A 13,824-nucleotide genomic window follows, 5' to 3' on the forward strand; every position below is an offset into this window, starting at 1 on the left:
GCTCAATCGATGATGTGATAGCCGCCGTCGATATAGAGCACGCCACCGGTGATCAGCTTGGCGCCGTCGAGCGCCAGGAACGCGGTGGCGTTGCCGACATCGTCGATGCTGACGAGGCTGCGCGAGGGCGCCTTGGATTGCGCCTTGTCCATTAGCTCATCGAACTCCGGAATGCCCGAGGCCGCGCGGGTGGCGAGCGGCCCTGGCGAGATCGCGTGCACGCGGATGCCCTTCGGACCGAGCTCGGCAGCGGCATAGCGGACCGCGGCTTCGAGCGCCGCCTTGGCAACGCCCATGATATTATAGTTCTCCACCACCATCTGGCTGCCGTAATAGGTCATGGTGAACATCGTGCCGCCGTTCTTCATCAGGGGTTCGGCTAGATGTGCCATCCGCAGGAACGACCAGCAGGAGACGTCCATGGTCTTCAGAAAGCCGTCGCGGCCGACGTCGACGACGCGGCCGTGCAATGCTTCCTTCGGCGAAAAGGCGATGGAATGAAGCAGGAAATCGAGCTGCCCCCACTCCGACTTGATCCGCTCGAATACCGCTTCAGTCTGGCCTTCGACCATGACGTCGAGCGGCAGGAAGATCGGCGCTTCCAGGGCCTGCGCCAACGGCTCGACGTGCTTCTTGGCGCGGTCGTTCAGATAGGTGACGGCGAGATCGGCTCCGAGCGCGCGAAACGCCCTGGCGCAGCCCCAGGCGATCGATTGGTCGTTGGCGATGCCGACGACGAGGCCCTTCTTCCCCTTTAGTGCGACCTTGCTGTCCGGAAATACTGTAATCATGACACCCTCTCTTGTCTGGGGTTGGGCGATTGGCCGTTCATCAACAGCGTCAGCGTGTGCTGCGCAATCATGAGCTCCTCGTCCGTCGGGACGACGTAGACCGGAACGAGACTCGTCTTTGCCGATATCAGCCGCGAATGGCGCGTGTTCTCGGCTGGGTCGAGTGCCACGCCAAGCCAGCCGAGCTGCTCCGCCACACGCGCGCGGATGCCGCTCGAGTTCTCGCCGATGCCGGCGGTGAAGACGAAGGCATCGATCCCCTGCAACGCCGCCGCCAGCATTCCGGCGTTGAGGCCGATGCGATAGACGAAATAGTCCACCGCCAGCTTCGCTTGCGGATCCGTGCTCGCCTCCAGCTCGCGCATGTCGTTGCTGAGCCCGGAAAGCCCCTTCAATCCGCAATCGCGATAGAGAAAATCCTGCACCTTCGACGGCGTCATCCCCTTCTCGGACAATAGGTACAGCACGACGCCCGGATCGAGCTGGCCCGGGCGCGTGCCCATCGGCAGCCCATCGAGCGCGGTGAATCCCATCGTGCTCTCGACGCTCAGCCCATTCTTCATCGCGCACATCGACGCGCCACTGCCGAGATGGGCGACAATCACCCGGCGCTTTGCGACCTCTGGCGCAATCTGGGGCAAGGTCCTGGAGATGTACTCATAGGAGAGCCCGTGAAAGCCGTAGCGTCGCACACCTTCGGCGTGAACCTGGTAGGGGATGGCGTAATGATCGGCCAGCGGACCGTGCGTGCGGTGAAACGCGGTGTCGAAGCACGCGACCTGGGGTATCGTCGGGAAATTAGCCAGGATCGAGCGGATCGGCGCCAGATTGTGCGGCTGATGCAGCGGCGCTAACGTGACGAAGCGTTCTAGCCGTGCCACCACGCCATGATCGACGAGAATTGGCCGCTCATGATCCGGCCCGCCATGGACGACGCGATGCCCGACCGCCAATGGATGGATGCGCGCCTCGTTCCGCAGCCATTCCCCCGCGACTTGCATCGCCGCCGGCACGTCCGGAATGGCCTCGATCGGATAGGCCCGGTCCGCCATGGGATCATTGCCTGCCCTGCTCGCCCGCAAGCGCGGACGGCTGCCGATGCCGTCCACCTGCCCCTTGATCAGGCGGCGCAGAACGCCCTCACCCTCGACCGCAAAGACCTGGAACTTGACGCTCGATGAGCCGGCGTTGACGACGAGGATGCTGTCCATGGCGGTCACGCCGCGACTGTCGGCGCCTTCTGGCGCCGCGCGTGAGCATAAAGTGCAGCAACTGCGCAGGACGCCATCCGCGCTCTTGGGCTGTCCGCACGCGAGGTCAGGACGACGGGGACGCGCGCGCCGAGCACAATGCCGGCGCCGTCGGCCTTGGCGAAATAGGCGAGGTTCTTGGCCAGCATGTTGCCCGCTTCGAGGTCGGGCACGACCAGGATCTGAGCACGGCCGGCCACCTCGGACTTGATGCCCTTGATCCGCGCGGATTCGAGGTCGATCGCGTTGTCGAACGCCAGCGGCCCGTCGATCACGCCGCCCGTGATCTGGCCGCGATCCGCCATTTTGCAGAGCGCCGCGGCCTCGATCGTGGATGGAATCTTCGATGTGACGGTTTCGACCGCGGAAAGGATGGCCACCCGCGGCGACTTGCCGAAGCCCGCCTGATTGTAGAGATCGATCGCGTTCTGAATGATGTCCCGCTTGGCGTCCAGATCGGGGAAGATGTTGATTGCGGCGTCAGTGACGAAGATCGTCTCGGCGTAGGCCGGCACATCCATGACGAAAACGTGGCTGATGCGCCGATCGGTGCGCAATCCCCCGACTTTGGCCGTGACGGCTCGCATCAGCTCGTCGGTGTGAAGGCTGCCCTTCATGAGCAGTTCGCCGCGCGCGGCATGGATCAATTCGACACCCCTCGCCGCGGCTTCGTCGCTGTGCGCGGCATCCACGATCTCATAACCCGAGATGTCCAGGCCGAACGTGCCAGCCGTATCCCGGATCTTCCGCTCCGGTCCGACCAGGAGCGGCCGGATGATGCCGGCAGACGCGCTGTCGACGGCGCCGCGCAAGGATGTCTCATCGCAGGGATGCACCACGACGGTCGGCGTCGGCGGGATTGCCCTGGCCGCCGCGATCAGGCGATCATACTTGCTGGGAGACTGCGTGGCCGTCGCATCTGCTGACATGATGTCGCTCCCGATCCTTGCAACTCGCGTTACGACGCCTTCGCCTTGGGATCGAAAGGGGCAACGTTCGACGCCCTTTCGGCACCTTCCGCGGTGTCGAGGCCAAACAGGCCGGCGATCTGCCGCAGCCGGTTGGCGCGCTCGCCGGTGACATCCGCACTGGCCGACAGCACCTGCTCGATCGCCTCGAATGCTGCGCGGCGAACGTTCATGTCGTCAGGCAGCAATTTCGGGATTGCAGCGAGCGCCCCTTCCCGGTCGAGCAGCAGCATGAAGAACTGCTCGCGTACCAGCATCTTGAACTCGGCAAGAGACATGCGTGCGCCGCCATGATCCCGGCGGACCCGGCGCAGAGCCTCGATGCTGCGTTCGTCCACCATCCCCCGTGCCGAGCCGACATAGAGCAAAGCGCGCAACGCCGCTTCACGGAGGCCGCCCTCACCGATCCGCGACTTCAGCTCGGCAATGCGCTTCTCGAGCATGGTGCGATGCTCGGCGGACATCTCACGCCGACGCGACGGCGTGGACGTCGGATCGATCCCGACCGCCGCCTGGAGCGCCGGGGATCCGTAGACGCTGAGGAACATCGCTTCGCTGAGCGCCTCCTGTGAATCGCGCCAGCTGTCGAGGGCGTGAACGACCTGCTTCGAGATCTGCTCCTGGAACGCCAGGAACGGATTGTCCGCGGCGACCGGCTTGCGCTTCTCGGCGGCCTTCTCGGCCAATGATTTCACCGTCGCCATGAAAGGATTCTGGCTGCTGAACAGCTCGTATTGCAGCCGCAGCGGATGCATGTTGTGAGCCCATTCGGCCATCTGTGGCGTCACCATGCGCTTGAGCCATGGCTGGACGAATTTTCGATAGGCCGCCAGGTTGATTTCCGAGATTCGTTTGGCGGTGGCAAAGCGTCGCTCGTCCTCAGGCGAATTGCCGCCCATGGCGCGGATGTCGTCGAGCGTCCGCGCTTCGCAGCGCATCACCCACTGGCCGACGACCAGATCCGAACTTGCGGTTTCCTCATCCTTCGCCTCGAACGTCGCTTCATAGAGTCCGGGCGGCAGAACGTCGATGAGGTCGATGTTGCTGGAAAATTCCGCGTGCTCCTTCTTGGCGACGCCGCCGGAGACGAAGATGCCGAGATGGCCGATGTTCTGGTGCACGGTGTAGACGATGGTCTGGCCATAGGCCCTGATCTCATCGACATCGGCATAGCAATCGAGGATCCAATGCAGCGCCTGCTGCGGCGGCGTGATGTTGTCGCCCTCCGAGCAGAACACCACGATCGGGGATCTGATGTTGCGAAGGTCGACCTTCCGGCCATCGGACATTTCGATGTTGCCGGCCGCGAGGTTGTTGCCGACGAACAGCTCATCGACGATGAATTGGATCTCCTCGGCGTTCAGGTTGACGTGGCCGCCCCACCAACGCTCGAATTCGAGGTAACGATCCGCCTCGGTGTCGACCTTGGAATAGACGTTGTATTGCTTGGTCCAGAGCGTATTCGACGGGTTCTGGTTCTCGAAGTTCTGCACCAGCCAAGCACCATCGAACTTGCCGGCGCCGAGATCGGAGGTCAGGGCCGTCAACCAGCTTCCGCCCAACAGCCCGCCCGAGTAGCGCATCGGATATTTTCCATGCACGCCGGCCCAATAGGCCAGCGGCGCGCCGGCGATGATCAGCGGGCCGAATAGCTCGGGACGTAGCGAGGCCAGGATCATGACGGCCCATCCGGCCTGACAATTGCCGATCACGCAGGGCTTGCCGTCGGCATCCGGGTGAAGGCTCATGACCTTTTCGATGAAGATGGCTTCGGCACGCGCGATGCGCTCGATGGTCTGACCGGGCATCGGGTCCGGCAGGAATCCGATGAAGTAGCAGGGATGGCCTGCTTTCATCGCCACCCCGATCTCGCTGTCGGCCTTGAAGCCGCCGATGCCGGGGCCGTGGCCCGCACGCGGATCGACCACGACGAACGGCCGCCGGTTCATGTCGATCTCGACGTTGGCGGGCGGAACGATGCGCACCAGCGCGTAATTGACGGGTTCGGCGAGCTGGCGCCCGTCGATGATCAACTCCGCCGCATATTGCAAAACATGCGGGGCGGTTTGCGCGAGGTGCTCCCTGTACTGGTCCCCGCGCCGGCGCATGATATCCAGGAACAGGATACTGCGCTGTCCCGCATCGACGAGGTATTCGACTGCCGAGGCGACCAGCCCCGACATGGGACCGCCCGGAATTTGCATCTTGTGCATGGACATGTTCTCGACCTCTCCGTCGCCTCGGCCAATTGACGGCTTGGAGCGAGGACGAACGTTGATCTAGGTCAAGATGATCTGCACGCTTCGGAGGCGTCTATCCTGCATTATAGGGCATGAGACCCGGCCGGGCGGTTTTGAAAGAGCGACATCGGCAATGTCCCAAGCTGCAACTTACAGCGTGCAAACCGTGCTGAAGGACAGCACCCCGATCCAGGTCCGCGCGCTTCGCGCCAGCGACGAGGCGGATATGCTCGCTGCCATTGCGCGCACTGGACCGCAATCGCTGCAAAGCCGGTTCTTCGTTTTGAAACGGCATTTCTCGGAGAAGGAGCGTGCCTTCTTCATGGACGTGGATTTCAGCAATCACGTTGCGCTGGCCGCTCTCGCCGAGGAACAGGGTCGATACGCCATTATCGGCGGCGGCCGGTACGTCATCGTCGAGCCCGGTCGGGCCGAGATGGCCTTCGTCGTGGTGGATGCCTGGCAAGGTCGCGGGGTGGGCTCCTTATTGCTGAGGCACCTGACAGAGATCGCGCGCGAACAAGGCGTAAGAGAGCTCACAGCCGAGGTTCTGTCCGACAACATGCCCATGCGCAGCGTGTTCGCGAAGGCGGGCTTCAAGCTCGCGCGGAGTGACGATCCGAGAACGGTGCACCTGTCGCTCACGCTTTGATCCTCGCGCCCGGCTTGAGCCTCACCTCAAAGCGATCGTGATCCGACTGATATTGGCCGCCAGCTCGAGTCCCGCCTTCGGGCCTTGCAGCACCATCGTGACGCCCTTTTCATTGCGCAGGTGCACACCATTGGCGCCGCCGACCAGCGCAAAGCCGCCGCCGACGGAGCTGTAGTTGCCGGCGAAGTCACTGACCTCCCGGATACCGGATGCCCAGCCGTCGAGGCGGCCGACCGTTGCACCGACCGTGATGCCCAGGCTCACGCCGCTGACGTTGAAGGGGTAGGTCTTGCCCCGGTACGTCAACACGCCGCTGCCCACGCCACCGCCGGCCAGGAATCCCGCTTTGACGATCTTCACTCTGACCTGACCGGTGGCCTGCGCGAAGGACGGCGCCGCCGGCAGGGTCAGCCCGAGCGCGAGCAGGAGCAGCGCGATCAGGCGAAATGCGCGCACGCGCGGCTCAGGGTTTTGCGGCATCGACCTTCTTCCAGGTCTCGTCGGGATCGAACAACGTTGTGCGCTCGGCGACGAACGCCGTGCGCTTGCCGAGATCCTTCTGATACACGACGCCGTCATGATTGACCAAGAAGGTCATCACGCCCGAATTGCCGTACTCCGCGGGCCAGGCGATCAGGCCGAAGCCACCGATCATCTTGCCCTTGACGACGTAGTTGAGCGCGCCGCCGGGAGCGTCCCGCCCCTGCCCTTTCAGAATCCGGAAGTAATAGCCGTGATAGGGTGCAGGGCCGACATCGCCGCCGCGATAGCCCTCCTTCGAGGCTTCGGCCGCCAGCGCGCCGAGCGGACTCGGATCGCTGTCGTCGCGCCAGAACAGGCCGTCCTTCTTGCCGGGCGAGGAGACGATGCGCTGCGCGTAGACGCCGACGCCCTCGCCGCGGTCCTTTTCCGCATATTCGTTTTGCGCGTCGACGAAGGCGAGCGCGGTCTGGATCGCGTCGAGCTCGTTGCGGCCGATGCGACGGCGCAGCACTTCGATGCGTCCCTCGTCGGTGTCGAACGCCCAACCCGTCCTGGTGTTGACCAGCGGAATTGGAAACGGAAAATCGTCCGGCCCGAGCATCAAGGTGGCGGTCTTGTTGCCCTCCGCCTTGATGCCGTGCTTGGCGTCGTACATCGCGGTGAAGCGCGCCCGAATGTCGTTGTCGGCAACCTCGTCGCCGGACGACACGATGTCCTCCGCATTCCTGCCGAGCACTTTCAAGATGTCTTTCGGGCCGCTCTTGACCGCGGCGGCAAGCGCAGACGCGGCCTCTTCCGGTGTCTTGTAGGATTCCTGTGCGAGAGAGGCCGATCCGAGCAGCGCGAGCGCGAGGACGCCGGGCATCAGCGCACGGCTAAACGATTTCAGACCGGTCATGGCATCACCTCCGCAGGAATTTTCGCGCCGCCGGCGAGCCAGTCGCGATAGGTGCGGAACGTCAGCCCGAGTTTTTCGTAATGGACGCGCAGATAGCCGTCGCTGCCGCGGGTCACGGCAGCGGGCATCGCCTGCTCGACCTCCTGCGCCATCACGCCGACATAGGCCTTGTCGCTGCCGACGTAGCTGAAGCGATAATAGCCGAGGCCGTTCGAGAGATGACCGAGCAGGACGACATCATGCTTCAGCGCTGCGTCGGAACGCCGACCACCGCCGCCACCGCCGCGGAAGCCGCCTCCTCCACCGCCGCCACGCATCGCCATTCCGCCACCGCCGCCGCGGCCGGCAAAGCTTGGTCCGCCGCCGCCACCGCGCGGCATGCTCGCCATGCTGGCGCGGCCGCGCGCGGATGCCGCGGCAGCCGAGCGGCCGGAGGAAACGTTCATGGCCCCGCCACGATTGGCCGCACCGCCGCCGGCGCGGTTCGCAGCCTTGGCGCGATCGCCACCGCCCTTGGTCGCACCTTTGGCACGATCACCGGCACCGGCACGATCGCCGCCGCCAGGCCGGTCGCGCGTCCCTGCGCTGGGGCGATCGCCCGCGCCCGGACGGTCGCCACGATTGCCGGCGCGATCCCCTGCGCGATCTCCTGCGCGATCTCCTGGACTGCCGCGATCACCCGCACGATCTCCCGCCCGGTCCCCGGCACCCTGGTCGGGGCGCAGCACCTGGTTGCCGTCGCGGCCGCGGAAATCCATCCGGTCCGACACGCCGGCCTTCAGATTGTTGTTGCCGAAGCGCTGCTGAACATTGCTGTTGTTGTAGCGCACACCGCCGCGGTGCGCCGGATTGTGCTGCCAGCCATTGCCGATATTCGTGGTGCGATGGTTGACATAGACGTTGCGGTTGCCCCAGTTGCAGCCGCCGCCCCAGTAATTGCCCCAGCGTCCGATCGCCCAGGCCGTGCCGAACGCGATGCCAGCCGCGACCACGCCGGCGCCGATATAAGACGGGTAGCCCCAATAATAAGGCGGATACTCCGCATAGGGCCAGCTGCCGTAGACCGTCGCCGGGTCGTAATACGGCACGTACATCGCCGCGGGATCGGCCTGCTGGATCACGACGACCTGCTTGCCTTCCTGAGACTGGACGCTGACCTTCTGCTGCTTGGTGGTGACGAGCTTCTTGTTGTCATAGGCCTTGTTGCGCAGACGCTGGATCGCGTCCATCACGTCGGGCTGCTGGGCGAGGAAGGCATCGCCCAGCTTCTTGGTCCAGTCGAGCTGCTCGCTCATCATCGCGAGGACATCGGCGGTGCTGGCCAGCGCCTTGACGCTGTCGTCCCAGCCCTGCTTTTCCACTTCCGTCTTCAGCGCATCGCCCTTCAGGCTCTTGCGCTCCTTCAGCCAGCGGTCGGCCTGCACCACCTCCAGCGGATAGGTCGAGGCGGCCAGTACATTTGCGAGCAACTCGTCCGGATAAAGCGCGATCGGCGCGACGAGGGCCTCGAGTTGCTCGGGCTTCAGGAGCTCGGCCGCCGGTGCGGGCGGGCTGGCAGGCTGCGCCTGCGGCGCCGGGGCTGCAGGCGTCGTTGGGGTCTGCGCCATTGCGGCGACCGAAGTTGCCATCAACAGCGCCAGCGCCATCAGGGTCTTGCCGCAACGAAACATCACATCCTCCCTGGGACTTCGAGTGCGCGAGGATCAAGCCGGGGCGCAGCCGTTTGTTGATCGAGATCAACGAAACGAGGCAGTCGGGGCTGCCGCAGCGCAAGATCGGATTATCATTCGATTAGCTCGGCATCCAGCAGAAGCCGGCTCGGGACCGTCAGGCCGAGCGCCCTGGCCGTCTTCATATTGATGACGAACTCAAACCTGGTGGCAAATTGCACCGGGAGAGTGCTGATATCGGCACCGCGCAGGAGGCGGTCGACATAGCCGGCGCCATCACGAAATTGCTGGGTCAGATCTGCACCATACGACATCAGCCCGCCATTCGACGCGTAGAAACGGACTGCGAAGATGGCGGGCACGCGCCGCTGCGCCAGCAATGCAATGGCCATCGCGCTGTGGGTTCCGAAGAAGCCGCCATCCGGCAGCACGACGAGGCCGCCGCCTGTGCGCGCCGCCGTCTCGATCGCTCCCGCGATCTCCGGACCGCTGCGAACGCTCGCACCGGCAATCTTGAGGCCGAGACGGCCTTCCATCTGGTGCGCCGCTTGAACATAGAACGGTCCGTAGGGTGCCGATTCCGGATTGAACAGCAGGGCCGCATGGCTCATTCCCGGCACCATGTCCTTCAAAAGGCCGAGCCACTTCCCGCTCATCGAATGCTCATAGAGCGAAAAGCCGGTCAGATTTCCGGCCGGCCGGGCCAGATTAGCGACAAGCCCCGTCCCTACCGGATCGGAAAGCCCCACGAAGACGATCGGAATTCGTTGCGTTGCATCGCGCAGCGCACGTGTTGATCCCGTACTGGTCGAGAACAGCACGTCCGGCGCCGCGGCGACGAGCTCGAGCGCCTCCAACTTCTGGCGCGCCGGATCGGGGCCCGGCCAGCGCACCTCCAGGCGGTAGTTCTGGTTGGCGACCCAGCCTCGATCGGTGAGACCCTGCTGAAAGGCTTCCACGCGCATTTGCGCGCCGGGATCACCAGCGACATTGCCCGTCAGCACGCCGACGGCGGGCATTCGGTCCTGGGCTTTCGCCAGGACCGGCAATGCAGCGGCAGCACCAACCAGCCTCATGAAGTCACGACGTCTCATACGCCTCACGCTCGCCCGTCGTACTTGTCATGCGACCGAGAGAGAACGGCTTCAGCGCCGTGATGTTTGATCAAGATCAAGATACCGCCCGCTCAGCGAGCGGTCGGAAGCCTGATCGTGAACAGTGCGCCGCCCGCAGGCTGGTTCGCAGCAGCGATCGTGCCGTGATGGGCCTCGACGATGGTTCTGGCGATTGCAAGGCCCATGCCCATGCCTTGCGGTTTGGTCGTGAAGAACGGATCAAACAGGCTTGCGAGATCGGAGGCGGGTATTCCGGGCCCGGTGTCGGCGATCCTGATCTCGGCCTGATTGCCGGTGCTGAGCGTCGACACGCTGACCTCCCGCTTTCCGGCGTCCGCATCGGAAATCGCATCCATTGCGTTGATGATCAGGTTGAGAATGACCTGCTGAAGCTGGACCGGATCTCCCTTGACGTGAAGTTGGGTGAGAAGAGGCACGTAGATGAGGCTGATGCGGCGCCCCCCCGCGAGGGTCTTCACGAGATCGATTGCTTCGCGAACGGTATCGTTGAGCTCGATAATCCTGACCTCAAAGGGCGCCTTTTTCAGAATGGAGCGCAGCCTCCGGATCACCTCGCTTGCCCGCTGATCATCGCGCCGGATATCGGCGAGGATCTGACGAACCTCGTCGATGTCAGGCGAGCTCGCTCGCAGCATGAGTTCCGCTGTCTCGGCATTGGTCAGGATGGAGCCGAGCGGCTGGTTCAGCTCATGGGCGATAGACGTGGTCAGCTCACCGACGGCAGAATAACGGTTGGCGTGCGCGAGTTCGGCAAGGCGCTGCCGTGACTCGATCTCGGCGAACCTGCGGCGCCGGCGTTCGTGCAGCAGCCCGCTGATGAGACCAGCCTGTACTAGAAAGGCGGCCGATATCATCAACATCTGCCAGCGATAGCGTTGCCAGATGCTTGGCTCGCGAAAAAATACCTCGCTGCCGGGAGGCAAGCGGCTCTCGCTGATTCCCCAGCGATGAAGCTGTCGCCAGTCGAATTTGGCAGCCGCGAATCTGACCGCGGCAGGCCTGGCATCGGCCGGCTTTTCTCCCCCGAGCAGCCGTACAGCCACGGTCGCAGTCAGGCGGCTGATCTCCTCGACGGAGTACATGGGGCCGCCGACGATCTCCCGGCCAAAAAAGCCGTCGTCGTAGGAGAAGATCGGAGCATTGGCGACCTTGTGGAGCGCCTGCAGGGCTCGATCACCTTCGTAGGCCACGCCCGTGGCGTCGACATTCATGAGATGCCAAAAAATTGCGGAGTCCGGCGGAAGTGCAGCACAGATCTGCAGGATAGCCTCGAACGACATACCGTCGTGCCAGATGAACTCGACTTTGCCCGCGAAGAGGTCAGCATCCTTCTGGATTTCTCTTCGCCACACCATTTCGTTCGGGGACGCACCGTTCACCACGACGATTCTCTTCGTTGCAGGAAGCACTTTGAGAATGGTGTTGAAGGATCGAGGGAAATCATGCGCGACGGCAACGACGCTGTCCTCGGGCGAGAGATTGGCGGAATCCACCCGGCGCTGTTCAACCGCCGTCAACACCATTGGCACACGCGGAAAAAGATTTGACCGGTTTCGCTGCACAAAGTTCGCGGCAGGAGCGCCGATCGAGACGATTAGATCAGGCTGATGCCGTGCGTTCAGCGCCTTGAGATAAGAGACGAAGGCTGCCTGAGGATCCTCATCGCCGAACCGGGCGGCGACGAGGGAGTGATCCTGGATATCCAGATGCCATGGCGAAAGTCGGTCAAGTTGCTCCCGGATGGACTTTGCATATTGCCCCCAGGGCCTGAAGTCGCGGCCAAAAGAATGCAGGATGACAACTCGCTTGGCCTGCTGAGCCAATGCGGCCGAGGGCTCGAGCAAGCAAGAAGCGAGCGTCAGCAAAGCAAGAAACCAGACGCGCATGCGCATGCGTCCACGATCCGGGAAGCCGGCTTGACGCCCCCACTCCTCCTGCGCGATCATCCTCACAACATCGGTATAGAACCATGTCCCGGACCGTAGGCAAAGCTGAATGGCCTTGCGACTCCGGCACAGGGTCATCGCCCTTCTCTCAACGTTCAATGCCCGCCGCTCAGCACGAGCGTCTGGATCGGCAGCAACAGCGCCTGGATCCGCAGCAGCAGCGCGTGCACGAGGCCGACGCCGTCGACGACGTGGAGCGCGATCTTCCGGCTGGTCGGGGTGTCCTTGGCCGAGATCTCCTCGTGGTTGCTGGTGTAGGCGTTGACGATGCAGCTCGAGCCCGGCGTGACACCGTCGAGACCGCCCTTGTAGAGCGGCTCCAGGAAAACCAGGATCGTGCCGGGACGGACGGCATTCTGCGGATCGATGAGCTGCTCGCCGGTGCGAAACTGTCCGGCCGCGATGTAGTCCTGCACCGTCGTGATCACCATGGGAATGATGACCCAGGGTTTGGATATGCAGGTCGCTTCCGCCACCATGCCGGTCTTCATGACCTGCGCCTCGATCTGGCCGAAACCGGCCTGGAGCGCCTTGCGGCCCGCGCCCTCCGGAACGAGAACACCGGCCGGACGCATCAGCTGGTTGACGACATCGCCGGGGCGAACCAGGAACTGCTCGACGCGCCCGTCGACGCCGGCGCGTACGAAAGTCTTGTCGAGATCGACCTGCGCCTGGTCGAGCGCGGCTTCGGCGCTGGCCTTCTGGGCCGGCAGCAGAGCCGAGACCTGCAAGGACACTGACTGCTTCGCCGCCGTCGCGGCGTCGATGCCGGACTGTCGCTGATCGACCAGCACCTGGAGCTTGTCGATGTCACGCTGTGGAACGATGCCGGGATTGCGGCGCTGGAGCTCGGTCTTGACCTCGAGCTCGTCTTTGGCCTGCTGGTAGTTGGCCCTCGCTTCGCCGAGCTGCGCCTCGGCCTTGACCACGTCGGCCTGCGCCGTCTGCATGGCGGCATCGACTTCTGCCACCTTCCGCTTGGCGGTCTCGACCGCAGCCTTTTGCTTCGAGCTATCGAGCGTGAACAGCACATCGCCCTGTTTGACGGGCGCGGTGAAGCCGACTTTGACCTCGGCAACACGGCCCGAGCCTTCGGGCAGAATTGGCACGGTGCGGAAGTACAGCGTCGCCGACGATGTCGCCGGATGGAAGTAGAAGATCATGGTGATGAGCGACACCGTCAGCATCAGGCAGGCGGTGATGCCCCAGCGCAGCTCGTACCAGACCGAGAAGAAGGTGATTTCCTTCCCGAAGCGCTTGCCCTGGGCGTAGCGGCGGTACAGGTAGTCCGGAAGGATCGTGACGAGGGAGCAGATCAGCAGCTCAAGCATGACTGCGCTCCTTCTCCTTGGCGGGTCCCGGCTTGTCCGCGGGGGGCGGTGCGACGGCCGCCTCAGCCTGGACTTCCTCCGCATCGGAGGCCGGCGTCGCGTCGGCGATCTTCTCGACGGACCCGGCAATGCTGCGCAGCGGCGTGCCGAAATCCGGAAGATCGATCATTGCGAGGAGCAGTCCGGCGATCCAGAAGATGTGCATGTGCGTGAACAGCGAGATCAGGCCGAGCACGGCGACTAACTCGAACTGCAGTTTATGCGTTTTGTGCGCCATCCGCTCGGGCAGGCTGTGCAGTTTCCAGTAGAGCGTGCCGACCCAGAGCACGGCCCCGATCAGGAATACGCCCATCACCACCATCAGCGTATCGGTCCCGCTCCCCGGTGCGAGATAAAACGGCAGATGATGCGGTGCCATCGGATGAAGCTGCTCGCTCAAACGTCTCTCCCGGTCAAAAC

General features: G+C 63.8%; 12 protein-coding genes. 1 reads left to right on the plus strand and 11 read right to left on the minus strand.

The window, feature by feature from the left end:
* Positions 1-2: 2 nt before the first annotated feature.
* The 4 genes from fabI to I6F31_RS26235 are packed head-to-tail and all read right to left on the minus strand — an operon-like array spanning position 3 to position 5,228.
* Complete coding sequence (gene fabI / locus I6F31_RS26220) at positions 3-791, minus strand: enoyl-ACP reductase FabI (RefSeq protein WP_225147950.1); 789 nt, start codon at positions 789-791, stop codon at positions 3-5.
* Complete coding sequence (locus I6F31_RS26225; protein WP_225186334.1) at positions 788-2,002, minus strand: acetate/propionate family kinase; 1,215 nt, start codon at positions 2,000-2,002, stop codon at positions 788-790. Before I6F31_RS26225 ends, fabI begins: the two co-directional genes overlap by 4 nt.
* A gap of 5 nt (positions 2,003-2,007) precedes the next feature.
* Positions 2,008-2,970: a phosphate acetyltransferase gene (locus I6F31_RS26230; RefSeq protein WP_035999408.1), complete on the minus strand. Its 963-nt coding sequence runs from the start codon at positions 2,968-2,970 to the stop codon at positions 2,008-2,010.
* A 29-nt stretch (positions 2,971-2,999) separates the two neighbouring features.
* Positions 3,000-5,228 (minus strand): DUF3141 domain-containing protein, encoded by a 2,229-nt coding sequence (locus tag I6F31_RS26235; protein ID WP_057029173.1) that lies wholly within the window; start codon positions 5,226-5,228, stop codon positions 3,000-3,002.
* Positions 5,229-5,382: 154 nt separating this feature from the next.
* Between I6F31_RS26235 and I6F31_RS26240 the strand changes: the two genes are divergently transcribed.
* Positions 5,383-5,901 (plus strand): GNAT family N-acetyltransferase, encoded by a 519-nt coding sequence (locus tag I6F31_RS26240; RefSeq protein ID WP_035999413.1) that lies wholly within the window; start codon positions 5,383-5,385, stop codon positions 5,899-5,901.
* A 21-nt stretch (positions 5,902-5,922) separates the two neighbouring features.
* Here I6F31_RS26240 and I6F31_RS26245 read toward each other — a convergent pair whose 3' ends face one another.
* The 7 genes from I6F31_RS26245 to I6F31_RS26275 form a co-directional block, all read right to left on the minus strand.
* Complete coding sequence (locus I6F31_RS26245) at positions 5,923-6,381, minus strand: hypothetical protein (RefSeq protein ID WP_035999416.1); 459 nt, start codon at positions 6,379-6,381, stop codon at positions 5,923-5,925.
* Positions 6,365-7,282 (minus strand): DUF2950 domain-containing protein, encoded by a 918-nt coding sequence (locus tag I6F31_RS26250; RefSeq protein ID WP_225136713.1) that lies wholly within the window; start codon positions 7,280-7,282, stop codon positions 6,365-6,367. The genes I6F31_RS26245 and I6F31_RS26250 overlap by 17 nt, the downstream gene beginning before the upstream one ends.
* Positions 7,279-8,952 (minus strand): DUF3300 domain-containing protein, encoded by a 1,674-nt coding sequence (locus I6F31_RS26255; RefSeq protein WP_225186335.1) that lies wholly within the window; start codon positions 8,950-8,952, stop codon positions 7,279-7,281. Before I6F31_RS26255 ends, I6F31_RS26250 begins: the two co-directional genes overlap by 4 nt.
* Before the next feature lie 113 nt (positions 8,953-9,065).
* Positions 9,066-10,028, minus strand: coding sequence for an ABC transporter substrate-binding protein (locus tag I6F31_RS26260; RefSeq protein ID WP_225186336.1), 963 nt, complete (start codon positions 10,026-10,028; stop codon positions 9,066-9,068).
* Between the two features lie 110 nt (positions 10,029-10,138).
* Positions 10,139-12,034, minus strand: a complete 1,896-nt coding sequence (locus I6F31_RS26265) for a sensor histidine kinase (RefSeq protein WP_085968738.1) — start codon at positions 12,032-12,034, stop codon at positions 10,139-10,141.
* Between the two features lie 95 nt (positions 12,035-12,129).
* Entirely contained in the window at positions 12,130-13,365 is a 1,236-nt protein-coding gene (locus I6F31_RS26270; protein WP_035999428.1) for a biotin/lipoyl-binding protein, read from the minus strand.
* Complete coding sequence (locus tag I6F31_RS26275; RefSeq protein WP_035999432.1) at positions 13,358-13,783, minus strand: hypothetical protein; 426 nt, start codon at positions 13,781-13,783, stop codon at positions 13,358-13,360. Before I6F31_RS26275 ends, I6F31_RS26270 begins: the two co-directional genes overlap by 8 nt.
* Positions 13,784-13,824 lie beyond the last annotated feature (41 nt).

The sequence above is a fragment of the Bradyrhizobium sp. NBAIM01 genome (genome assembly GCF_020194115.1).
GTDB classification, from domain to species: domain Bacteria; phylum Pseudomonadota; class Alphaproteobacteria; order Rhizobiales; family Xanthobacteraceae; genus Bradyrhizobium; species Bradyrhizobium yuanmingense.